The sequence below is a fragment of the Oerskovia sp. PE-21s genome, from assembly GCF_056158145.1.
Window position 1 is genome coordinate 83524 of record NZ_JBUXJM010000005.1, and the last position, 22564, is coordinate 106087.

General features: G+C 71.5%; 19 protein-coding genes. 13 read left to right on the forward strand and 6 right to left on the reverse strand.

Features of this window, described 5'->3' with window-relative positions; genetic code table 11:
- The first annotated feature begins 105 nt into the window (after positions 1-105).
- Both ACZDYF_RS11470 and ACZDYF_RS11475 read left to right on the forward strand, forming a co-directional pair.
- On the forward strand, positions 106-1365 hold the full coding sequence (locus ACZDYF_RS11470) for a PhoH family protein (protein ID WP_239527992.1): 1260 nt from the start codon (positions 106-108) through the stop codon (positions 1363-1365).
- 226 nt (positions 1366-1591) lie between these two features.
- Positions 1592-2221: a GrpB family protein gene (locus tag ACZDYF_RS11475; RefSeq protein ID WP_475056711.1), complete on the forward strand. Its 630-nt coding sequence runs from the start codon at positions 1592-1594 to the stop codon at positions 2219-2221.
- Here the strand turns inward: ACZDYF_RS11475 and ACZDYF_RS11480 are convergent.
- Complete coding sequence (locus ACZDYF_RS11480; protein WP_475056713.1) at positions 2199-3575, reverse strand: FUSC family protein; 1377 nt, start codon at positions 3573-3575, stop codon at positions 2199-2201. The two genes, ACZDYF_RS11475 and ACZDYF_RS11480, sit on opposite strands and share 23 nt — an antisense overlap.
- 73 nt (positions 3576-3648) lie before the next feature.
- Between ACZDYF_RS11480 and ACZDYF_RS11485 the strand changes: the two genes are divergently transcribed.
- Positions 3649-4137: a MarR family winged helix-turn-helix transcriptional regulator gene (locus ACZDYF_RS11485; RefSeq protein ID WP_475056716.1), complete on the forward strand. Its 489-nt coding sequence runs from the start codon at positions 3649-3651 to the stop codon at positions 4135-4137.
- Between the two features lie 102 nt (positions 4138-4239).
- Positions 4240-4749, forward strand: coding sequence for a VanZ family protein (locus ACZDYF_RS11490; RefSeq protein WP_475056718.1), 510 nt, complete (start codon positions 4240-4242; stop codon positions 4747-4749).
- Between the two features lie 114 nt (positions 4750-4863).
- Here ACZDYF_RS11490 and ACZDYF_RS11495 read toward each other — a convergent pair whose 3' ends face one another.
- Both ACZDYF_RS11495 and ACZDYF_RS11500 read right to left on the reverse strand, forming a co-directional pair.
- The gene (locus ACZDYF_RS11495) at positions 4864-6273 is read right to left on the reverse strand and encodes a class II fumarate hydratase (protein ID WP_475056720.1); all 1410 of its coding nucleotides are present in this window, start codon (positions 6271-6273) and stop codon (positions 4864-4866) included.
- Between the two features lie 103 nt (positions 6274-6376).
- Positions 6377-7054, reverse strand: a complete 678-nt coding sequence (locus ACZDYF_RS11500) for a carbonic anhydrase (protein WP_275581462.1) — start codon at positions 7052-7054, stop codon at positions 6377-6379.
- Positions 7055-7262: 208 nt separating this feature from the next.
- On the opposite strand from ACZDYF_RS11500, the gene ACZDYF_RS11505 reads away from it, so the two are divergent.
- The 4 genes from ACZDYF_RS11505 (at position 7263) to ACZDYF_RS11520 (ending at position 11815) form a co-directional block, all read left to right on the forward strand.
- Positions 7263-8558, forward strand: a complete 1296-nt coding sequence (locus ACZDYF_RS11505; protein WP_307824160.1) for an extracellular solute-binding protein — start codon at positions 7263-7265, stop codon at positions 8556-8558.
- Positions 8555-9553, forward strand: coding sequence for a carbohydrate ABC transporter permease (locus ACZDYF_RS11510; RefSeq protein ID WP_387485192.1), 999 nt, complete (start codon positions 8555-8557; stop codon positions 9551-9553). The genes ACZDYF_RS11505 and ACZDYF_RS11510 overlap by 4 nt, the downstream gene beginning before the upstream one ends.
- Positions 9550-10404 (forward strand): carbohydrate ABC transporter permease, encoded by an 855-nt coding sequence (locus tag ACZDYF_RS11515; protein ID WP_387485189.1) that lies wholly within the window; start codon positions 9550-9552, stop codon positions 10402-10404. Before ACZDYF_RS11510 ends, ACZDYF_RS11515 begins: the two co-directional genes overlap by 4 nt.
- 142 nt (positions 10405-10546) lie before the next feature.
- Positions 10547-11815 carry an ABC transporter ATP-binding protein gene (locus ACZDYF_RS11520; RefSeq protein WP_475056724.1) on the forward strand — a complete coding sequence of 423 codons (1269 nt, stop codon included), beginning with the start codon at positions 10547-10549 and terminating at the stop codon, positions 11813-11815.
- A 16-nt stretch (positions 11816-11831) separates the two neighbouring features.
- Here the strand turns inward: ACZDYF_RS11520 and ACZDYF_RS11525 are convergent, their stop codons facing one another.
- Together ACZDYF_RS11525 and xseA are read right to left on the reverse strand one after the other, a co-directional pair.
- Positions 11832-12101 carry an exodeoxyribonuclease VII small subunit gene (locus ACZDYF_RS11525; RefSeq protein WP_475056726.1) on the reverse strand — a complete coding sequence of 90 codons (270 nt, stop codon included), beginning with the start codon at positions 12099-12101 and terminating at the stop codon, positions 11832-11834.
- A gap of 93 nt (positions 12102-12194) precedes the next feature.
- Positions 12195-13481 (reverse strand): exodeoxyribonuclease VII large subunit, encoded by a 1287-nt coding sequence (gene xseA / locus ACZDYF_RS11530; RefSeq protein WP_475056728.1) that lies wholly within the window; start codon positions 13479-13481, stop codon positions 12195-12197.
- Positions 13482-13652: 171 nt separating this feature from the next.
- Here xseA and ACZDYF_RS11535 point away from each other — a divergent pair, with 171 nt between their 5' ends.
- The gene (locus ACZDYF_RS11535; protein WP_191788791.1) at positions 13653-14672 is read left to right on the forward strand and encodes a 4-hydroxy-3-methylbut-2-enyl diphosphate reductase; all 1020 of its coding nucleotides are present in this window, start codon (positions 13653-13655) and stop codon (positions 14670-14672) included.
- A 67-nt stretch (positions 14673-14739) separates the two neighbouring features.
- Here ACZDYF_RS11535 and ACZDYF_RS11540 read toward each other — a convergent pair whose 3' ends face one another.
- Positions 14740-16338 (reverse strand): DNA recombination protein RmuC, encoded by a 1599-nt coding sequence (locus ACZDYF_RS11540; protein WP_475056731.1) that lies wholly within the window; start codon positions 16336-16338, stop codon positions 14740-14742.
- Positions 16339-16502: 164 nt separating this feature from the next.
- On the opposite strand from ACZDYF_RS11540, the gene ACZDYF_RS11545 reads away from it, so the two are divergent.
- The 4 genes from ACZDYF_RS11545 to ACZDYF_RS11560 all read left to right on the forward strand — a co-directional run bounded on the left by ACZDYF_RS11545 (position 16503) and on the right by ACZDYF_RS11560 (position 22395).
- Positions 16503-17399, forward strand: coding sequence for an ABC transporter ATP-binding protein (locus ACZDYF_RS11545; RefSeq protein WP_475056733.1), 897 nt, complete (start codon positions 16503-16505; stop codon positions 17397-17399).
- Entirely contained in the window at positions 17381-18967 is a 1587-nt protein-coding gene (locus ACZDYF_RS11550) for a hypothetical protein (RefSeq protein ID WP_475056735.1), read from the forward strand. Before ACZDYF_RS11545 ends, ACZDYF_RS11550 begins: the two co-directional genes overlap by 19 nt.
- Before the next feature lie 162 nt (positions 18968-19129).
- Complete coding sequence (gene ychF / locus ACZDYF_RS11555; protein ID WP_191788795.1) at positions 19130-20215, forward strand: redox-regulated ATPase YchF; 1086 nt, start codon at positions 19130-19132, stop codon at positions 20213-20215.
- 332 nt (positions 20216-20547) lie between these two features.
- Positions 20548-22395, forward strand: a complete 1848-nt coding sequence (locus ACZDYF_RS11560) for an ABC transporter family substrate-binding protein (protein ID WP_475056738.1) — start codon at positions 20548-20550, stop codon at positions 22393-22395.
- Positions 22396-22564: the final 169 nt, after the last annotated feature.

Sequence of the window (22564 nt, forward strand, 5' to 3'; positions counted from 1 at the left end):
ACGGGCGTCGCGTCCCCTGACCCGACGAGCCCCGACCCCGCGAGCCCTGCGGGTCGTCGCACCTTCGTCATCGACACGTCCGTGCTCCTGTCCGACCCGCGAGCGATGCTCCGCTTCGCCGAGCACGACGTCGTCCTCCCCGTCGTCGTCATCACCGAGCTCGAGGCCAAGCGCCACCACGCCGAGCTCGGATACTTCGCCCGCAGCGCGCTGCGCATGCTCGACGACCTGCGGGTCAAGCACGGTCGCCTCGACGCCCCGCTGCCCGTCGGCGCGGTCGGCGGGACGCTGCGCGTCGAGCTCAACCACACGGACCCGGCGGTGCTCCCCGCCGGGTTCCGCCTGGGCGACAACGACACACGCATCCTGTCGGTCGCGGCCAACCTCGCGAGCGAGGGCTGCGACGTGACCGTGGTGTCCAAGGACCTGCCCATGCGGGTCAAGGCCTCCGCGGTGGGGTTGCGCGCCGAGGAGTACCGGGCCGAGCTCGCGATCGACTCGGGCTGGACGGGCATGGGCGAGATCGACGTGAGCGACGAGCAGATGGCCGACCTGTGGGAGCACGAGTCGGTCGAGCTCTCGGGCCTCGACCCGGCCGCTGTCGCGGCCGCCGAGCCGCTCCTGGTCCACTCGGGGCTCGTGATCCACTCGCCACGGGGCTCGGCGCTCGGCCGGGTCACGGCCGACAAGCACGTGCAGCTCGTCCGGGGGGACCAGGACGTGTTCGGCGTGCACGGCCGCTCGGCCGAGCAGCGCATCGCGATCGACCTGCTGCTCGACGAGGAGATCGGGATCGTGTCGCTCGGTGGCCGGGCCGGGACGGGCAAGTCGGCGCTCGCGCTGTGCGCGGGCCTCGAAGCGGTGCTGGAGAAGCGGCAGCACCGCAAGATCATGGTCTTCCGCCCCCTGTACGCCGTGGGCGGTCAGGAGCTCGGTTACCTGCCCGGCTCCGAGGCCGAGAAGATGAACCCGTGGGCGCAGGCGGTGTTCGACACCCTGGGCGCGCTCGTGTCCAAGGACGTCATGGACGAGGTCGTGGACCGCGACGTCCTGGAGGTCCTGCCCCTGACCCACATCCGCGGGCGCTCGCTCCACGACGCGTTCGTCATCGTCGACGAGGCCCAGTCCCTCGAGCGGAACGTCCTGCTCACGGTGCTCTCGCGCATCGGCCAGTCCTCCCGGGTGGTCCTCACGCACGACGTCGCCCAGCGCGACAACCTGCGCGTGGGGCGCCACGACGGTGTCGCGGCCGTGATCGAGGCGCTCAAGGGGCACCCGCTGTTCGCGCACGTGACCCTGACGCGGTCCGAGCGCTCGCCCGTCGCGGCGCTCGTGACCGAGATGCTGGAGAGCATCGAGGTCTGAGGCCCGGCGCGTCGGCCCGGGTCGTGGCTCCGGGCCGCGGGGGACCGGAGCCACGACGCCGCGCACGAGGAACCGGCGGGTCGGCTCGGTGGGGTGGAGATCTGCGGGACTTGAGCCGTCCACGGGGAACCTGGGGGGGTGGTGGTGCGTGCGACAGGGCGCACGTCGTGCCGAGCCCCGGCGCGTCGGGATGGTCTGCGGTGCGAGGGCGCGGCATCATCGGTCGATGAGCCCAGGTCCCGCATCCCTCGTCCCACCGGATCCCGCGTGGGGCGAGCAGGCGGTCGAGCTCCTCGCGGTCGTGCGCTCCGCGTTCGCCGTCCTCGATGGTGCGCAGGGGATGGTCTACGACCACATCGGGTCGACGGCGGTTCCCGGGCTCGCGGCCAAGCCCTTCCTCGACCTCCAGGTGCGTGTCCCGGTGCTCCTGCCCGTCGAGGACTGGACGCGAGCGCTCGGGACGACGACGTTCCGTCCCGCGCGGGGCAGCCGGCCGGACTCCCCGGGGGTCACGTTCGACCTTCCCCGAGGCAGTACCGGCCGCGACGACGAGACCCTCTGGAGGAAGTGCCTCTTCGTGTCGCCTCTGCCCGCTGCGATCCTGCACGTCAGGCGCACGGACTCGCCCTGGGCCGCGTACACGGTCGCGCTCCGTGACCTGTTGCGAGAGGACTCGCGTCGACGAGAGCAGTACGAGGACCTCAAGCGCCGGCTGGCTCGCGAGCACGCGGAGGACGGCGACTACGACGACTACACGCGCGCCAAGACCGTGTTCTTCGACGAGGTCCAGGACGAGCTGGAGGACAGGGTGCGCGCCTCTCGCGGAGCCTCGGTCAGGTCCGCGCCGCCGCGGTGAGACCCCGCACGGACCGTGACCGCGCGTGGACCAGCACGACCGCGAGGACGCCGACGACCGCGCCCACCGCCGTGTCGAGGGCCCGGTCGAGCGCGATGCCCTCGCTCGAGCCGCCGAGCGAGGTCATGAGCAGGGCCATGGGGGTGATGGTCAGCATCGCGAGGCCGTAGTGGCGCCCGACGACGATCTCGGTGACGACCTGCAGTCCCACGACGAGGGCTGCGGTCGCCCAGAAGCCGAGGTGCAGGTCGAGCAGCGGCCACGCGATCAGGGCGCCCGCGACCGTGCCGAGGGCCCGCTGGAGCGCACGGACCACGGCGTGCTGCGTCGTCGTGCCCTGGAGCGTCGCGGTCGCACCCATCGCGGCCCAGGCCGGGTGCCCGAACCCTGCGACGTGCGCGACCGCCGCCGCGGCGGCGGCCGCGAGCGTCACGCGCACCGAGCGCAGCCGCCAGCCCGCTCCCGCGAGGGACTCGCGCGCGGTCGCGCGCAGGCTCAGGCGAGGTGGCAGGTCGGCGGGCGTCCCGGCGGCCCCCGAGAGCTCGTCGGCGAGGCGCAGCGCGGTCGCGCGCGTGCGGCGGTGCGACGCGTCGTCGGCGAGGACGGTCCGCGCGAGGGCCACGGCGTCGCGCGCCCGCCCGACGGCGCTGCGGTCGTCGGGGGCGAGGGCTGCGGCCTCGGCGGCGAGGGTCGCGCGACGCACGGCGAGCCGCGCCGGGCCGCTCGGCCGGAGCACGAATCCCGCGACGCACACGACCCAGGCGACGCCGACGCCCAGGAGCCCGGCGAGCCCCCGGGGTGCGAGGTCGGCGAACGTGGGCGCTCCTGCCAGGCCCGCACCGGCCGCGAAGACGACGATCGTCGCGCCGGGAGGGCCCGTGCGCAGCAGCTGGCACAGCGCGGTCATGCCGCCCGCGAGCAGCGCGACGACCGCGAGCGCGACCCAGGTCGGGGCGCCGGCCGCGGCGACGGCCGTCGTGACCAGGATCGAGCCGACCATGATCGCGCCGACCGACGCGAGCAGCGCGGCGCGCCGCCGGTACGGGTCGAAGCGCCCGTACAGCGAGGTCAGGGCGCCGAGGGCGGCGAAGCCTGCGAGGTCTTGATGGCCGCTCGTCGCGGCGATCACGAGCGTGATCGCCACGCTCGCCCCGCACAGCAGGGCGGCGACGAGCGTCGCGTCGACCGAGGTGAGCCGCAGGGCGGCGCGCAGGTGCGCGGGGTCGAGGACCTCGCGCGCGGCGGTGCGGACCTGCGAGCGGCGGGCGGTCGTCGTCGGCCGGGTCGTCGGCGCCTGATGGGGCGCCGTGGTCGTGGGGGTGGACGGGGGAGCGAGGGGCGGGGAGGGTGGCATCCCGTCCAGGATACGCCTCGTTCGTAGATGTTTCATATGTGAACTATCGGGAGCGAGGCCCTAGGCTGGCCCCGTGGACTACGTGGAGCGCCTGCGGGCGCAGTGGGTCGAGCGGCTGCCCGACGTCGACTTCTCGCCAGTCGACTCGATCGGCAGGATCACGCGCATCGCGGCGCTCCTGGCCGAGTCGAGCGACGCGGCCCTCGCGCAACGCTCCCTGACCCGGCCCGAGTTCGAGGTCCTCGCCGCGCTCCGTCGCGCGGGACGCCCCCTGCGGGCCCGCGAGGTCACGACCATCACGCGCGCGCCCGGCGCCTCGATCACCAAGCGGCTCGCCCACCTCCAGCGCGAGGGGCTGGTCGAGCGGACCGTGGTCGAGCGCGACCGGCGCGGGGTGCTGCTCTCGCTGACCGAGGAGGGCGAACGGCTCGTCGACGAGCTCTTCCCCGCCCAGCTCGACCGCGAACGTGCGGCGCTCGACGGGCTCACCGAGGACCAGCGGGAACGGCTCGGCGAGCTGCTCGCGATCGTGCTGCGACGGGTGGACCCGGTCGACTACTGAGCCGGTGGGGCCCCGAAGGACGGTGCGCGTCGCCGGTAGCATCGCGGTGGCGGGCTACGGTGGGGCGCTCGTACCCGACTCGGCTGAAAGGGTCCTCGCACCGTGATCTCCACCCTCCTGGTCCAGTACCCGTGGTTCTCCCCGGCGGTCCTCGCTCTGCTCGTGATCGCCGGCCCGGTCGCAGGCGGGTGGCTGTACGGGCGCCCACGCGTCGCGTGGGTCCTGTTCGGGATCTCGCTCGTGCCGATCGTGCTGCTCACGCTCGTCCCGTCCGGTCGGGAGATCGTCGAACGGTGCGCCGTCGCCTGGGCGCTGCCCACCTTCGGCCGCGTCGAGCTCATGGCCAACGTCATCCTCTTCGTGCCGCCCGTCCTGCTCGCGGCGATCGCGAGCCGCCGCCCGCTGGTCGCGTTCCTCGGTGGCGTCGCGGGCTCCGCCGCGGTCGAGCTGGTGCAGGCGCTGGCCCCCGCGCTCGGTCGCTCGTGCGACACGAACGACTGGCTCACCAACTCGATCGGTGCCGCGATCGGTACCGTCCTGGCGGGTGCCGCGATCTGGGCCGCCCGGCGTTCGCCCGCGCAGGAGCTCGTCGCGAACCACGGGGCCGAGTAGCGCTCAGCTGCCCGGAACGACGAACGGCGTGGGCCGGGTGACAAGCGCCCGGCCCACGCCGTTCGTCGTTCCTCCTGAGGCGCCGCCCTCTCGGGCAGGAGCCTCAGCGAACGGTCACGCCTGCGGCGGGCGCGTCATCGACAGGACGTCGAGCGCCGTGTCGAGCTGCTCCTCGGTGACCTCGCCGCGCTCGACGAAGCCCAGGTCGATCACGGCCTCGCGGACCGTGAGGCCCTGCTTGACCGAGTGCTTGGCGACCTTGGCCGCCGCCTCGTAGCCGATCACGCGGTTGAGCGGCGTGACGATCGACGGCGAGGACTCCGCGAGTGCACGCGCACGCTCGACGTTGGCCGTGATGCCCACGACCGTCTTGTCCGCGAGGACGACCGACGCGTTCGAGAGCAGGCGGATCGACTCGAGCACACCGAGGGCGATGACGGGGATCTGCACGTTGAGCTCGAAGCTCCCCGACGCGCCGGCCCAGGCCACGGTCGCGTCGTTGCCGATCACGCGCGCGGCGATCATGAGGACGGCCTCGGGCACGACCGGGTTGACCTTGCCCGGCATGATCGACGAACCGGGCTGCAGGTCGGGGATGAAGATCTCGCCCAGGCCCGTGTTGGGGCCAGAGCCCATCCAGCGCAGGTCGTTGCAGATCTTCGTGATCGAGACCGCGATGGTGCGCAGCGCGCCCGAGAGCTCGACGAGCCCGTCACGCGAGCTCTGCGCCTCGAAGTGGTCGCGCGCCTCGGTCAGCGGCAGGCCCGTGTCCTCGACCAGCAGCGCGATGACCCGCTGCGGGAAGCCGGCCGGGGTGTTGATGCCCGTGCCGACGGCCGTCCCGCCCAGGGGCACCTCGGCCGCGCGGGGGAGCGCCGACTGCAGACGTTCGATCCCGTAACGCACGGCCGCGGCGTACCCGCCGAACTCCTGGCCGAGCGTGACGGGGGTCGCGTCCATGAGGTGCGTGCGACCCGACTTCACGACCGTCGCGAACTCGGCCGCCTTGGCCTCGAGGGCCTCCGCGAGGTGCGTCAGGGCCGGGACCAGGTCGTGCACGACGCCCGCGGTCGCGGCCAGGTGCACCGATGTCGGGAAGACGTCGTTCGACGACTGCGAGGCGTTGACGTGGTCGTTCGGGTGGACCTCGCGGCCCAGCGAGCGCGTCGCGAGCGTCGCGAGGACCTCGTTGGTGTTCATGTTCGACGACGTGCCGGAGCCCGTCTGGAAGATGTCGATCGGGAAGTGGGCGTCGTGGGCGCCCGAGGCGACCTCGTCGGCGGCGGCCACGATGGCGGCCGCGACGTCCTCGTCGAGCACCCCCAGCTCGGCGTTCGCGCGCGCGGCAGCCTTCTTGACGCGAGCGAGGGCCTCGATGTGGCTGCGCTCGAGAGGAGTGCCCGACAGCGGGAAGTTCTCCACGGCGCGCTGCGTCTGCGCGCGGTAGAGGGCGGCCGCGGGGACGCGGACCTCACCCATGGTGTCGTGCTCGATGCGGTAGTCGGAAGCTTCGGCAGAAGTCATGGGCCTAATGGTGCCGCACCGGGACGGGTGTTCTCGAACCGGTCCGTCCACGACCCGCGAGCGGAGCGTCGGGCAGGTCCCGCCCGCAGGCGGGACCAGGGACTCACACGTCCGGGGTGTCGCCGACCTCGCCCACGACCTCGACCAGCCGGGCACGGCCGTCCGCGAGCGTGTACTCGACGCCGACGATCGCGAGCCGTCCCTCGGCGACCGCGTCGGCGAGCGCCGCGGAGTAGCCGTGCAGCATGTCCACGGTGTGGCGCACGTGCTCACGACGCAGCGTGTCGGGGTCGACGGCGGACACGCCACCCTTGCTGCTCGTGATGTTGACGATCGAGGGGATGACCCGGTCGACGACCGCGCGGACGAACCCGTCTGCCTGCTCGCCCGTCGCGAGCGTGTGGGCGGCCGCCGCGATCGCACCGCAGCTGTCGTGGCCGAGCACGACCACGAGCGGCGTGCCGAGGATGTTGACCCCGTACTCGATCGACCCGATCACCGTGGTGTCCAGGACGTGACCCGCGGTCCGCACGACGAACACGTCACCGAGCCCCTGGTCGAAGATGATCTCGGCCGCGACGCGCGAGTCGGCGCAGCCGAAGATCACCGTGTGGGGGTGCTGGGCCACGCTCACCTCGGCGCGACGCGCGGCGCCCTGCGACGGGTGCTCCATCTCGTCCCGCACGAAGCGTCCGTTGCCGTCGCGGAGCTGGGCCCAGGCCTCGGCAGGGGTCATGGAGGTGGTCTCGGGGGTGCTGCTCGTCGTCGTCACAACCTCCATGTTCGCTCACCTCGGGCCGTGCCGTGCGCAGCGTTCACGATCTGACCACCTCCCTGGACACCCGGACGTGCGCACCCGGGCGAGCGGCGCCGTCGGGCACGGTGGAAATGTCGCTCGCGTGGCGAGACGTCCCGGAACCGGGTACCCCTAGAAGGAGGAACCAACCGAGGACGGCGCAGCGATGCGCTCGTTGGAAGAAGGGGAGACCGTGCACCGACGCACCCGGGCACTCGCCGCGGCGCTGGCCGTCGCGACGATCGTGCCGCTCGCCGCGTGCAGCACCGGGGAGGGCTCCGGCCCACCCGTGCTCACCTGGTACATCAACCCGGACAACGGGGGGCAGGCCGAGATCGCGGCGTCCTGCAGCGACGCCTCGGGCGGCGCGTACAGCATCGAGACCTCGCTGCTGCCGCGCGACGCCGCGGCCCAGCGCGAACAGCTCGCGCGCCGCCTCGCGGCCAAGGACTCGTCGATCGACCTCATGAGCCTCGACCCGCCGTTCATCCCCGAGCTCGCCGAGGCGGGCTTCCTCGCCCCCGTGCCCGACGACGTCGCGACCGCGACGACCCAGGACGTCGTGCAGGGCGCGATCGACGGCTCGACGTGGAAGGACGAGCTCGTCGCGATCCCGTTCTGGGCCAACACGCAGCTCCTCTGGTACCGCAAGTCGGTCGCCGAGGCCGCGGGGCTCGACCTCACGCAGCCCGTGACGTGGGACCAGATCATGACCGCGGCGCAGGACCAGGACAAGTACCTCGCGGTGCAGGGCGCCAAGGCCGAGTCGCTGACCGTGTGGATCAACGCGCTCGTCGAGTCCGCCGGCGGGCAGATCCTCGAGAACCCCGAGGCCCCCGCCGACGAGCTCACGCTCGGCCTGGAGACCGACGCAGGCCGCGCCGCCGCGCGGATCATCGGCGAGATCGGGAGCTCGGGCCTCGGCGGCCCGGGCCTGCCGAGCGAGGACGAGTCCGCGTCGCTGACCCTCTTCCAGGGGGACAAGGGCTCGTTCATGGTCAACTGGCCGTTCGTGTGGTCCTCGACCCTGAGCGGCGTCGAGGCGGGCTCGCTCGAGCAGTCCCTGCTCGACGACATCGGCTGGACGACGTACCCGCAGGTGGTCGAAGGGCAGGACACGCGCCCGCCCTACGGCGGCATCAGCCTCGGCGTCGGGGCGTTCAGCGAGCACACCGACCTGTCCTACGAGGCCGCGCAGTGCATCGTGAGCGCCGAGAACCAGGCCGCCTACTTCGTGTCCGACGGGAACCCCGCGGCGAACACCGCGGCCTACGACGACCCCGCCGTGCAGGAGGCCTACCCCATGTACGACGTGATCCGGCAGTCGCTCGAACAGGCCGCGCCCCGGCCGCAGACGCCGTTCTACAACGAGGTCTCCACGGGCCTCCAGCAGACGTGGTACCCGCCCGCGAGCGTGACCGAGGACGGCACGCCCGTGAAGTCGACCGACTTCATCACCGCCGTCCTGCGAGGGGAGCGACTGCTGTGAGCACCGACACCCGGGGCGCACGTCGCCCCCAGCCCGAACCGGACCCCGCGCCCGACGGCCAGGACCTCGTCCCCGACAAGAAGGCCAAGGCCGCGCGCAGCGACCGGGCCCGGGCCGAGGCGCGGCTCGGCTGGTACCTCGCGGGACCCGCGTTCGTCGTCATGCTGGCCGTGACGCTCTACCCGATCCTCCAGGCCGTCTACGACTCGCTGTTCAACTACAAGCTCACGGCCCCCGACGACCGCTCGTTCGTGGGCCTCGGCAACTACGTCGTGATCCTCACCGACCCCGTCTGGTGGCGCGACTTCGCCGTGACGTTCTTCATCATGGTCGTGTCCGTGGTCGTCGAGCTCGTCCTGGGCTTCGCGCTCGCGCTCGTCATGCACCGCGCGATCAAGCGCCTGCGCGGGCTCCTGCGCACCGCGATCCTCGTGCCCTACGGCATCATCACCGTGGTCTCGGCGTTCGCGTGGTTCTACGCGTTCGACATCACCTCCGGGTACGTCAACAGCTGGTTCGACTGGGTGCCCGGGATCGGGCCGGACCTCAACTGGTTCGCCCACCAGGGCACGAGCCTGTTCGTCATCATCGCGTCCGAGGTGTGGAAGACCACGCCGTTCATCTCGCTCCTGCTGCTCGCGGGCCTCGCCCAGGTCCCGGGCGAGCTCGAGGAGGCCGCGAAGGTCGACGGCGCCACCGCCTGGCAGCGCTTCTCGCGCGTGATCGTGCCCAACATGAAGGCCGCGATCATGGTCGCCGTCCTGTTCCGCGCGCTCGACGCGTTCCGCATCTTCGACAACGTCTTCATCATGACCAACGGCGCGAACAACACGGAGGTGCTGTCCTTGCTGGCCTACCGGACCTCGATCGGACAGCTCCAGATCGGCATGGGGTCGGCGATCTCCGTGCTGCTGTTCCTGTGCGTGATCGGGATCTGCTTCGTCGCGATCAAGCTGTTCAAGGTGGATCTGGCCGGCGCGAGAGGGGAGCGATGATGGGGAGCGTCCTGAGCACCCGGGCCCGCGTGTGGTGGGCCGTCATCACGGTCGTCGTCCTCGTGGGGGCGCTGTTCCCGGTCCTGTCGATCCTCATGACGAGCTTCAAGGGACCGAGCGACCTCAACTCCGGCACGTTCCTGCCGCCGCAGTGGAGCACCGACAACTACGAGCAGATCCTGTCCTCGGGCGGCTCGGCGCAGGAGCTGTTCCTGTCGGCCCTGCGCAACTCGGTCGGCATCTCGCTCATCGCGACCGCGATCGCGGTCGTCCTCGCGACGCTCGCCGCGTACGCGATCGCGCGCCTGAACTTCCCGGGCAAGCGCCTGATCCTCACGACCGCGCTGGGCGTCTCGATCTTCCCCGTGGTCTCGATCGTCACGCCACTGTTCAACCTGTGGCGCAACATCGGCCTCTACGACACGTGGCTCGGCCTGATCATCCCGTACCTGTCGCTGACGCTCCCGATCTCCATCTGGACCCTCGCGGCGTTCTTCCGCCAGATCCCGTGGGAGCTCGAGCAGGCCGCGCAGGTCGACGGCGCCACGCCCTGGCAGGCGTTCCGCAAGGTCATCGTGCCGCTCGCCGCGCCGGGCGTGTTCACCACGGCGCTCATCGCGTTCTTCATCGCCTGGAACGACTTCGTGTACGGCATCTCGCTCACGTCCACGAGCGCGGCCCGGCCCGTCCCGGCGGCCCTGGCGTTCTTCACGGGCGCGTCGTACTTCGAGGAGCCCACCGGTGCCATCTCGGCCGCGGCCGTGGTCGTGACCATCCCCGTGGTGATCCTCGTGGTGCTGTTCCAGCGTCAGATCGTCTCCGGCCTGACGCAGGGGGCGGTCAAGGGATGAGCACCACGATCCGCCCGACGGCGCCGCCCACCCCGTGCGGGCAGGGCGCCCGCGCGTACGAGCCTGGGCCCGCACCCTGGCCGGGGCTCCGGCCCCGCCCCCGAAACCTTCGCCGCCCGTCCCCCGACCGAGGAGAGAGCTGATGGCCTCCATCACCCTCAAGAACATCGTCAAGAAGTACGGCGACGGGTTCCCCGCCGTCAAAGGCGTCAGCATCGACATCGCGGACGGCGAGTTCGTGATCCTCGTCGGCCCCTCGGGCTGCGGGAAGTCTACGCTGCTGCGCATGATCGTCGGCCTCGAGGACATCACCTCGGGCGACCTGCTGATCGACGGCGACCGCGTCAACGAGAAGGCCCCGCGCGACCGCGACCTCGCGATGGTCTTCCAGAACTACGCGCTCTACCCGCACCTGACGGTCGCCGAGAACATCGCGTTCCCGTTGCGCCTGACCAAGGGCAAGTTCACCGACGCCGAGATCCGCGAGAAGGTCGAGCACGCGGCCGACCTCCTCGACCTGAACGAGCACCTCGACCGCAAGCCCGCCAACCTGTCCGGCGGGCAGCGCCAGCGCGTCGCGATGGGTCGGGCGATCGTGCGCGACGCCAAGGCGTTCCTGTTCGACGAGCCCCTGTCCAACCTCGACGCCAAGCTGCGCGGGCAGATGCGCACCGAGATCGCGCGCCTCCAGCGTCGCCTCGCGACCACGACGGTCTACGTGACGCACGACCAGACCGAGGCCATGACGCTCGGCGACCGCGTCGCCGTCCTGCGCAAGGGCGAGCTCCAGCAGATCGCGAGCCCGCGCGCGCTGTACGAGCAGCCCGTCAACCTGTTCGTCGCGGGGTTCATCGGGTCCCCGCCCATGAACTTCCTGCCGGGCGAGGTCTCCGGGAGCAGCATGGAGCTGCCCTTCGGCACGTTCGAGCTGCCCGAGCGGATCGTCTCGGCGATCGGGGGGCGCGAGCTCGTGATCGTGGGGCTGCGCCCCGAGCACTTCGAGGACGCGCGCCTCGTCGACCCGACCAAGAAGGACCGGGGGCGGACGTTCGACGCGCAGATCGACGTCACCGAGTGGCTCGGCGCCGAGCTCTACGCCTACGTGCCGTTCGAGATGCACGCCTCGGTCGCGGCGAAGCTCGAGGAGCTCGACCGTGAGCTCGACGGCGAAGGACTGCGCACCCAGTTCGTCGTCGCGCTCAACTCGGCGTCCCGCGTGCGCGACGGCGACACGACCGAGCTCTGGTTCGACCCGGACAAGATGATGGTCTTCGACCCCGAGACGGGCGAGAACCTCACGCACGACCAGGACGAGGTGGACCGGCTCGACAAGGAGAACGAGGAGGACCGGCGCGCCTCGCTCGAACGGGCTCAGGCGCAGACCGAGGGTCAGGCGCGCAAGAGCGCGTGACCCCCGGGCGTCCCGGTCAGTCGTCCTCGGTGCCGGCGCCCTGCGCGTCGACCGAGGTGGCCGGGGCGCCGTCTGCCGCCCGGGCCGACGCAAGACGTTCACGTGCGCCGTCGAGCCACTGCTGGCACCGGGCCGCGAGGGCCTCGCCGCGCTCCCACAAGGCGAGCGAGGCCTCGAGCGGTTCGCCGCCGGCCTCGAGGCGGGACACGACCTGGACCAGCTCGTCGCGCGCCTGCTCGTACGTGAGCGCTGCGACGTCGGCGGGGGGCGGGGTGGTGCTGCTCATGGTGGAGGGCCTTCCTGGGCTGAGGGGCTGGGGCGTCGGAGAGCGGGACGGTGGGCTGGGCGGGCTGGGCCCGGACCGGCCGGAGGGATCGGGTCAGCGAACGGTCGCGTCGATCGCGCCGCTCGCGAGGCGCACGTGCAGGGCGTCGCCGGGGCTCACGTCCTCGGGGGAGCGGACGATCCCGCCGTCCGGTCCGTGCACGACGGCGTAGCCCCGCTCGAGCGTCGACGCGGGGGACAGCGCGCGCACCTGGGCCGCGAGGCGGTCGACCTCGCCGTGCGCGCGGAGCAGGATCGCGTCGAGCGAGCGGCGGGCCCGGTCCCGGGCCGCGAGCACCTGCTGCTCGCGTGTGGAGATCATGGTCTCGGGGGCCGCGAGGACCGGACGAGAGCGCGCGCTGTCGAGACGCGACTGCTCACGCTGGAGCTGGTGCGTGATCGCGGCCCGGATCCGTGACCGGGCCTGCAGCACGCGCGCACGCTCCTCGCCCACGTCGGGCACGATGCGCTTGGCCGCGTCCGTGGGCGTCGAGGCGCGGTAGTCCGCGACCAGGTCGAGGAGCGGGGTGTCGGTCTCGTGGCCGATCGCGCTGACCAGGGGAGTGCGGCACGCGGCCGCCGCCCGGACGAGCGCCTCGTTGCTGAACGGCAGGAGGTCCTCGACCGCGCCACCGCCGCGCGCGACCACGATCACGTCGACGTCGGGGCGCGCGTCGAGCTCGGCGATCGCGGCGCTCACCTGCGAGACAGCGCTCGCGCCCTGCACCGCGACCTCGCGGATCTCGAAGCGCACCTGGGGCCAGCGTGCGCGGGCGTTGACGACGACGTCGTGCTCGGCCTTGGACTCGCGGCCGCACACGAGGCCCACGACAGCGGGCAGGAACGGGAGCGGGACCTTGCGGTCCGCGTCGAACAGGCCCTCGGCCGCGAGGATGCGCTTGAGGTGCTCGATCCGGGCCAGGAGCTCGCCGATCCCGACCGTGCGGACCTCGCTCGCCTGGAGCTGGAACGAACCGCGCTTGGGCCAGAACACGGGCTTGGCGTGGACGACGACGTGCGCACCCTCGGCGAGCGGCGTGCTCGCTGCGTCGAAGACCCGGGCCATCGCGGCGACCGGGAGGGACATGTCGGCGTCCGTGTCACGGAGCGTGAGGAAGGCCATCGAGGCGCCGGGACGACGGTTGAGCTGCACGACCTGCCCCTCGACCCAGACCGGCGCCATCTTGTCGATGTACGCGGTGATCTTGCTCGACAGGAGCCGGACGGGCCAGGGGTGCTCGGCGCTCGTGTCGAGGGCCCGGACGGGGAGCGCGGTCGGCTGCGCGGGCGGCTGTACCGGGGAGGCCGGGGGGCCGGTGGGGTCGGCGGGTCGGTCGGTCACGGGTCAAGCCTGCCTCATGGGTGTGACAGGCGCCGATCCCGCACGCACCCGCCGGTCTTGGCCGGCGGACCCGTGGGGATCCTGTGGAGTTGCTGCCAGGACATGGCCCGGAGCCTGCCCGGACCCGGCCGCCAGGCCGAGCGCCGCAGACCCGTCACCTAGACTTGTGGCGTGACTTCCCCGACTGGTAAGCGTGTCCTCCTCGCCGCCCCCCGCGGCTACTGCGCGGGCGTCGACCGTGCGGTGATCGCGGTCGAGAAGGCGCTCGAGCACTACGGTGCCCCCGTGTACGTCCGCAAGGAGATCGTGCACAACAAGTACGTCGTCGAGTCGCTGAGCGACAAGGGCGCGGTTTTCGTCGACGAGACCGACGAGGTGCCCGAGGGCGCGCGCGTCGTGTTCTCGGCGCACGGCGTCTCGCCCGCGGTCCACGAGGCGGCCGCCCAGCGCAACCTCCAGACGATCGACGCGACGTGCCCCCTGGTCACCAAGGTGCACAAGGAGGCCGTGCGCTTCGCGGCGGACGACTACGACATCCTGCTGATCGGCCACGAGGGCCACGAGGAGGTCGAGGGCACCGCAGGCGAGGCCCCGGACCACGTCCAGATCGTCAACTCGCCCGACGACGCCGCGAACGTCACGGTCCGCGACCCGGAGAAGGTCGTGTGGATCTCGCAGACGACGCTGTCGGTCGACGAGACCATGGAGACGGTCGACCGCCTGCGCGAACGGTTCCCGACGCTGCAGAACCCGCCGTCGGACGACATCTGCTACGCGACGCAGAACCGTCAGGTCGCGGTGAAGAAGCTCGCGCCCGCGTGCGAGCTCGTGATCGTGGTCGGGTCGGCGAACTCGTCGAACTCGGTGCGTCTCGTCGAGGTCGCCCTGGGCGCCGGCGCGGACGCGTCGTACCGCATCGACCGCGCACAGGAGATGGACGAGTCGTGGCTCGAGGGCGTGACGACCGTCGGTGTGACCTCGGGGGCCTCGGTCCCGGAGATCCTCGTGAACGACGTCCTGGCGTACCTGGCCGAGCGCGGCTACGGCGACGTGCAGGAGGTGCGCACCGCGACCGAGGACCTCATGTTCTCGCTCCCCAAGGAGCTGCGCGCGGACCTCAAGGCCGCGGGCAACGCGCCTGCGCGCCCGCGTCGCGAGAACCGCACGGCGCTCTCGGTCGAGCCCGTCTGACGCTGGCTCGCTGACGTGCACGAGGCCCGTCCCGGACGCTCCGGGACGGGCCTCGTCCGTCGTCACGTCAGGACGCGTCCGCTCCCCGGTCGCGTTCGTGCCGCCCGGGGGCGTTGATGGTCCCGAGCATCCCGGCGTCGAGCGGTTCCTGCTCGTCGTCCGCCGGAGCGGCGCCTGCGCGCGACCCCGGGATCTCGTCGATCGCGACGAAGCTCTCGTGGACCGAGGCGAGGAGCTCGGGGGCGCTCACCGCGCTGAGCTGCGGGTTGGCCGCGGCGGGGGTCTCGAGGTCCTCGTCGACGACGTTGAGGTCGGCGAACCGGCGCGCGCTCACGAGCACGCGCGTCTCGAGGGACGCGACGGTCTTGTTGTACGACTCGGCGGCTCCCTGGATCGACCGGCCGAGCTTGGCGAGGTGGGTGCCCATGACGGCGAGGCGCCCGTGGAGCTCCTTGCCGAGCGTGAGGACCTGCTGGGCGTTCGCGGCGAGCGCGTCCTGCCGCCAGGCGTAGGCGACGGTCCGCAGCAGAGCGATCATGGTCATCGGGGCCGCGATGATGACGTTCTTCGCGACCGCGTACTCCAGGATCGAGGGGTCCTGCTCGATCGCGGCCGACAGGAACGACTCGGCGGGGACGAACATGACGACGAACTCCGGCGCGGGGCTGAACTGGTCCCAGTACCGCTTGCCCGCGAGGTCGTCGATGTGCTTGCGGAAGTGGCGTGCGTGCGCGGCGAGCCGTTCCTCCCGGACACGGGGGTCGGTGGTCTGCTGCGCGTCGAGGTAGCCGAGGAAGGCGACCTTGGCGTCGACCACGATGTTCTTGCCGCCTGCGAGCTTGATGACCATGTCGGGGCGCAGCGCACCGTCGTCGGTGCTGACCTGGTCCTGCTCCATGAAGTCGACGTGGGGGATCATGCCCGCGGCTTCGACGACGCGGCGCAGCTGGAGCTCGCCCCAGGCGCCGCGGACCTGCGAGGAGCGCAGCGCGGTCACGAGCTGGGCGGTCTCGGCGCGCAGGGCCTCGGAGTCGTGGCGCATGCCGCGGACCTGCTCGGCGAGCGTGCCGTGTGCCTCGCGGCGCGCCTGCTCTGCGGCGGAGACCTCGGCCTTGACCTGGTCGAGGGCCTTGCTGAGGGGCTCGACGAGCTGCTGCACGGCCTGCTCGCGCTTGGCGAGCTCGGCCTCCCCGACCTGCTGGCTGCGCTTGAAGCGCTCCTCGGCCTGCGTGAGGAACTGCTCGGAGCTGGTCGCGAGCGCCTTGCGCGCGAGGGCCTCGAACTGGGCCTCGAGCCGGGCCTGGTCGCCGCGGATCTCTGCGAGCCGCTTCTCGGAACCGGCGCGCAGCTCCTCGATCGCCCGCTCGTGGTTGGCGCGCTCGATGTCGAAGCGTTCGTCCGCGGCGCGCTCGGTGCCCGCGAGCTGGCGACCGAACGCCTCGCGCTCGGTCCGGAGCTGACGCTCGAACCCTTCACGCTCTGCGGCGAGGCGCTCGGCGAGGCCCGCGCCGCGCGCGGCCTCCTGCTGGGCCTGGGTCAGGAGCCCGGTGAGCCGGCCGATCTCGGCGCGCCCGGAGTCGGGGGAGGTGCGGCGCGCGAGCCAGCCCAGGAGGGCTCCCACGAGGAGTCCGACGACGAGCATGAGCCACGGCAGGGCGTTGTCCATGCCCGCACTCTGCCAGGTGGTACCCACACGGGACGGGGAGCTGCGTCGTCGGGCGCGTCGGAGGTCCTCGCGCGACGGCCCGCGCGGGTGAATCCGGCTCCCACCTGGAAAGACGTGACATATCTCCTGGGGAGAGGCCGTCCGGCTCCACTAGGTTTGTCCGTATGGCCCACGATCCTGAGCCCCGCGACCAGTTCCCACCCGTCGACGACACCGCCCCGGCAGCACCCGCGACGCCTGGCCTGCAGACCGCCGCGCCGGTGCTCGCCCCTGCGACGCCCACACCCCCGACCTATGCGGCGGGCACGGCCCCTGCGCTGTCGGTGCGCGGGCTGTGGAAGAAGTTCGGCGAGAAGGTCGCCGTGGCGGGCATCGACCTCGACGTCCCCGCCGGCTCGTTCTACGGGCTCGTCGGCCCCAACGGCGCGGGCAAGACGACCGCGCTGTCGATGGCCACGGGTCTGCTGCGCCCGGACTTCGGCTCGGTCCACGTGCACGGCCTGGACCTGTGGGCGAACCCGCTCGAGGGCAAGCGTCTGCTGGGCATCCTCCCGGACGGCGTGCGCCTGTTCGACCGGCTCACGGGCGCGCAGCTCATCACGTACGCGGGCCTGCTGCGCGGCATGGACCGCGAGACGGTCGCCGAGCGCACCGCGGACCTGCTCGAGGCCCTGGGGCTGGCGGCCGACGCGAACACGTTCGTGGTCGACTACTCGGCGGGCATGACCAAGAAGATCGCGCTGGCCTCGGCACTGATCCACGCCCCGAACCTGCTCGTGCTCGACGAGCCGTTCGAGGCCGTCGACCCGGTCTCCGCGGCCAACATCCGCGAGATCCTCAACGGCTACGTCGCGAGCGGCGGCACGGTCATCGTGTCCTCGCACGTCATGGACCTGGTCCAACGCATGTGCGACCACGTCGCGGTCATCGCGGGCGGGCACGTGCTCGCGGCCGGCACCGTGGACGAGGTCCGCGCGGGCCAGAGCCTGGAGGACCGTTTCGTGGACCTCGTGGGCGGGCGTCACACCACGGAGGGGCTGTCGTGGTTGCGCACCTCGTAAGGCTCAAGCTCACCCTCCTGCGCAACACGCTCAAGAAGAGCGTGTGGCAGACGGTGGGGCTGGTCCTCGGCATCCTCTACGGGCTGGGCGTCATCTCGATGGCCCTGATCGGCCTGACGGTCCTGGGCACCACGGCCCCCGAGGTGGCGGGCCAGATCATCACGATCGTCGGCTCGGTCGTCGTGCTCGCGTGGTGGATCGTGCCGCTGTTCGCGTTCGGCGTGGACGCGACGCTCGACCCGCAGCGCTTCGTGACGTTCGCGGTCCCGCAGCGTCAGCTCCTCGCGGGGCTCGCGGTCGCGGGTCTCGTGGGCATCCCGGGGATCGTGACGCTCGTCGCCTCGGCCGGGACGGCGCTCGCGTGGTGGCGTTCGCCGCTCGCGGCCCTGGCCGCGCTCGTGGGCGCGCTGCTCGCGGTCGCGCTGTGCGTCGTCGGGTCCCGTGCGACGACGACCGCGCTCGCCCCGCTGCTCGACTCGCGGCGCTACCGCGAGGTCCTGTCGATCGCGGCGTTCGTGCCGCTCATGCTCGCCGGGCCGATCATCGGCTGGGCGACGTCGGCGATCGCGCGCGGCCAGGAGGTGCTGCCGGTCATCGCGGACGTCCTGGGCTGGACGCCGTTCGGTGCGCCGTGGGCGGTCGCGTCCGCGGTGTCCGACGGCGCCTGGGGCCTCGCGCTCGCGCGGCTCGCCATCGCGGTGGTCGTCCTGGTCGCGGCGTGGGTCGTGTGGGACCGCGCGCTCGCCAAGGCCCTGGTCGCGCCGCACGGCGGAGCCTCGGCCGGCAAGTCCAAGGGGCTCGGCTGGTTCGACCGTTTCCCCGCGACGCCCGTGGGAGCCGTGGCGGCACGCTGCCTGACGTACTGGTTCCGGGACCCGCGCTACTCGGGTTCGATCGCCGTGGTCCCGCTGCTCCCGGTCCTGCTGTGGTTCGTCGGGTCGAGCATGCGGGCCGACGGCGGCGACGGGTTCGTCGAGCTCATGCTCGTGCTGGGCCCGGTCACGGCCTTCACCTTCGGGTTCGCGATCTCGGCGGACGTCGCGTACGACCACACGGCGTTCTGGACCCAGGTGTCGTCGGGTGTGAGCGGGTTCGCGGACCGCGCGGGCCGTGTGGTCGCGGCCGCGGTCATCGGGGTGCCGGTCGTGCTGGTCTTCGCGGTGGGCTCGGTCGCGTTCACGGGTCGCTGGGACCTCCTGGTCGCCACGATCGGGCTGAGCCTGGGTGTGCTGGGTGCGGGGCTGGGCGTGTCGAGCGTGGTCTCGGCGCGCCTGCTCTACCCGGTGCCGAAGCCGGGGGACAGCCCGTTCAAGTCTCCGCAGGGCGCCGCGATGGCGACGCTGGTCGCCCAGATGATCACGATGCTGGTCCTCACGGCGCTGTGCCTGCCGGCCGCGGGGCTGGCGCTCACGAACGTCCTGACGGGGGTGGCGGTCTGGGGCTGGCTCGCGCTGGTCGTGGGCGTCGGCCTCGGGGTGGTCTTCCTCGTGGTGGGCATGCGCTGGGGCGGCCGCCTGGTCGACCAGCGCGGACCGGAGCTCCTCCAGCAGGTCATGAGCTACAAGTAGGCGGTCCCCGCAGCGGCCCGACGGCGCCGCTCGCCCAGGTGCGCCCGTGCAGCAGTGCACGTGGTCGCCCGGCGCGAGCGGCGCCGTCAGGCCGTCCGGGCGCCCGGCCGCCGGCTCCGGCGCGAGCGGCGCGCACGGTCGCTCGGCGTAGACTCAGGCCCCGTGGCTCTAACTATCGGCATCGTCGGCCTGCCCAACGTCGGCAAGTCCACCCTCTTCAACGCCCTGACGCGCAACCAGGTCCTCGCGGCGAACTACCCGTTCGCGACGATCGAGCCGAACGTCGGCGTCGTGTCCCTCCCGGACCCGCGGCTGAACAAGCTCGCGGAGATCTTCGGCAGCGAGCGCATCCTGCCCGCGACCGTGTCCTTCGTGGACATCGCGGGCATCGTCAAGGGTGCGAGCGAGGGGGAGGGGCTCGGAAACAAGTTCCTCGCGAACATCCGTGAGGCGGACGCGATCTGCCAGGTGACCCGCGCGTTCGACGACCCCGACGTGATCCGCGTCGAGGGGTCGACGGACTCGGCGGACGACATCGAGACCATCAGCACCGAGCTGATCCTCGCGGACCTCCAGACCCTCGAGAAGGCGCTCCCGCGCCTCGAGAAGGAGGTCAAGATCAAGAAGGGCGACCCCGTCCTGCTCGCCGCGGCCCAGAAGGCGCAGACCCTGCTCGAGCAGGGCATCACCCTGTTCCAGGGCGCGAAGGCCGCCGGGCTGGACCTGGCGGAGATCGCGAGCCTTCAGCTCATGACGGCCAAGCCGTTCATCTACGTCTTCAACACCGACGACGCGGGCCTCGTGGACGAGGAGCGCAAGGCCGAGCTGCGCGCGCTCGTCGCGCCCGCGCAGGCGATCTTCCTCGACGCCAAGTTCGAGTCCGAGCTCGTCGAGCTCGAGCCCGAGGAGGCCGCCGAGATGCTCGCGGAGACGGGCCAGGAGGAGTCCGGTCTCGACCAGCTCGCGCGCGTCGGGTTCGACACGCTCGGCCTGCAGACCTATCTCACGGCCGGGCCCAAGGAGTCGCGCGCCTGGACCATCCGCAAGGGATGGACCGCGCCGCAGGCAGCCGGGGTCATCCACACCGACTTCGAGCGGGGCTTCATCAAGGCCGAGGTGATCTCGTTCGACGACCTCGTCGAGACGGGCTCCGTGGCGGCGGCCCGGGCGGCCGGCAAGGCCCGCATCGAGGGCAAGGACTACGTGATGGTCGACGGCGACGTGGTGGAGTTCCGCTTCAACGTCTGACCCCTGGCGGGCCGCTATGAGGTCTGCCACATTCGCCGGTTATGGGACGGGCGCCGCCGCATCGTGAGACGCAGGGGGCGCCCGTCCTGTGTTTCCGGTCCGTTACGTACCGGTTTCTCCGGGTATCGAATGGGAAACAGCACCGTACCGGCCAGTATCAACTCGGTAACGATCGGCCGCTCGAAAGGTGCAACCGGGTGAAGTCGCCCATCTTGGTCGGTACCGTTGCCCCAAACCAATGGTGGGTCTCCCGCGAGTGTCGCCGAGCTCCGCGCGCAGTGCTGCTGCGGGGCACGTCGACGGGGAACCCACCATCCCCTTGAGGAGGAACATTGAAGATCTCACGGAAGTCTGCGGCTGTCGCAGCCGTGGCGGCGAGCGCACTGGCGCTCTCCGCGTGCGCCGGTGGGTCCGGCGACGGCAACAGCGACGACGGCGCAGGCATCAACGACAGCGAGAGCGTCAACATCGCGTGGAACCAGCCGTTCTACTCGTACAACGGCAACTCCATGACCGGTAACGCCACGGCGAACAACGTCGTGCTCTACCTCATGCGCGCCGGCTTCAACTACTACGACGAGGACCTGAACCTGGTTCCGGACGAGTCGTACGGCACGTACGAGAAGGTCTCCGACGACCCGCTGACGATCAAGTACACCTACGCGGACACCGCCGGCTGGTCCGACGGCGTCGCGGCCGGCCCCGCCGACCTCCTCCTCGAGTGGGTCGCCCAGACCGGTAAGTACAACAACGTCGAGCCGGAGTACGACGAGGAGACCGGCGAGGTCACGAACCAGGAGGCCGTCGACGCCGGCGTCTACTTCGACGCCTCGTCCCCGGGCATCTCGCTCGTGACCGACGTCCCCGTCATCGAGGACGACTCGATCACGTTCACCTACTCCAAGCCCTTCGCGGACTGGGAGACGGCGATCGCCCCGAACCTCCCGGCACACGTCGTGGGCCAGCGCGCGCTCGGCATCGAGGACGCTGCCGAGGCGAGCGACGCCGTCGTGAAGGCCATCCAGGACGGTGACATCGCGAGCCTGCAGAAGATCGCGAACGTCTGGAACAAGGACTTCAACTACACCGAGCTCCCCGACGACGAGAACCTCTACCTCTCGAGCGGCGCGTACGTCATGACGGACTTCGTCAAGGACCAGTACGTCACGCTGAAGGCCAACGAGTCGTACAAGGGCGAGCACAAGGCCGGCATCGACCAGGTCACCATCCGCTACAACGGCGACCCGATGGGCCAGGTCCAGGCACTGCAGAACGGTGAGGTCGACCTCATCAACCCGCAGTCCACGGCTGACATCCTCTCCGCGGTCGGTGCTCTCGACGGCGTCCAGGTCGAGTCCGCGACCGAGGGCACGTACGAGCACGTCGACCTGCAGTTCTCCAACGGTGGACCCTTCGACCCGGTCACCTACGGTGGCGACGCCGAGAAGGCCAAGAAGGTCCGCCAGGCGTTCCTCAAGACGATCCCGCGCCAGCAGATCATCGACAACCTGATCAAGCCGCTGAACCCGGACGCCGAGATCCGCAACTCGTACACCACGGTCCCCGGCTCGCCCGCCTACGACGACATCGTCGCGGCGAACGGCCAGTCGCAGTACGACCAGGTCGACATCGAGGGCGCCAAGGCGCTCCTGGCCGAGGCCGGCGTCACCTCGCCCGTCTCCGTCCGCCTGCTGTTCGACCCCAACAACACGCGTCGTGTCAACCAGTCGCAGCTCATCACCGAGTCGGCCGCGCTGGCCGGCTTCACGGTCACGCCGTACCAGGTCCAGACCGACTGGGGCACGGACCTGAGCAGCGCGAAGTCGTTCTACGACGCGGCGCTCTTCGGCTGGCAGTCGACCTCGACCGCCGTGACCGAGTCGGACGCGAACTACCGCACCGGCGCGACGAACAACCACTACGGGTACTCCAACCCTGAGGTCGACGCGCTGTTCGACGAGCTGCAGACCGAGACCGACCCGGCCGAGCAGACCCGCATCCTCGGCGACGTCGAGAAGCACCTCGTCGACGACGCGTTCGGCGTGACCATCTTCCAGTTCCCGGGCGTCACCGCCTGGAACGAGTCCAAGATCTCGGGCGTCAAGCCGCTCACGATCGCCCCGGGCATCTTCTACGGGTTCTGGGACTGGACGACCGGCAACGCCGAGGCCAGCAAGTAGTACCGACTCCGTCAGGTGAGACGAGTCGCTCGCGGGGAGGGTGTGATCCCCTCCCCGCGAGCGCGTAAGATCTCCTCGGTCGGAGACGACGAGAGGGCGCCGGAAGCACCCATCCGGCGCCCTCGCGCGTGCCTGCACACGCCGGCCAGCAGTATCCGCCGTGCATCAT

Coding starts and splice junctions, on each gene's coding strand:
- ACZDYF_RS11470 (WP_239527992.1), top strand. CDS start 106: ATGCTCCGCTTCGCCGAGCACGACGTCGTCCTCCCCGTCGTCGTCATC.
- ACZDYF_RS11475 (WP_475056711.1), top strand. CDS start 1,592: ATGAGCCCAGGTCCCGCATCCCTCGTCCCACCGGATCCCGCGTGGGGC.
- ACZDYF_RS11480 (WP_475056713.1), bottom strand. CDS start 3,575: ATGCCACCCTCCCCGCCCCTCGCTCCCCCGTCCACCCCCACGACCACG.
- ACZDYF_RS11495 (WP_475056720.1), bottom strand. CDS start 6,273: ATGACTTCTGCCGAAGCTTCCGACTACCGCATCGAGCACGACACCATG.
- ACZDYF_RS11500 (WP_275581462.1), bottom strand. CDS start 7,054: ATGGAGGTTGTGACGACGACGAGCAGCACCCCCGAGACCACCTCCATG.
- ACZDYF_RS11515 (WP_387485189.1), top strand. CDS start 9,550: ATGATGGGGAGCGTCCTGAGCACCCGGGCCCGCGTGTGGTGGGCCGTC.
- ACZDYF_RS11520 (WP_475056724.1), top strand. CDS start 10,547: ATGGCCTCCATCACCCTCAAGAACATCGTCAAGAAGTACGGCGACGGG.
- ACZDYF_RS11525 (WP_475056726.1), bottom strand. CDS start 12,101: ATGAGCAGCACCACCCCGCCCCCCGCCGACGTCGCAGCGCTCACGTAC.
- ACZDYF_RS11540 (WP_475056731.1), bottom strand. CDS start 16,338: ATGGACAACGCCCTGCCGTGGCTCATGCTCGTCGTCGGACTCCTCGTG.
- ACZDYF_RS11545 (WP_475056733.1), top strand. CDS start 16,503: ATGGCCCACGATCCTGAGCCCCGCGACCAGTTCCCACCCGTCGACGAC.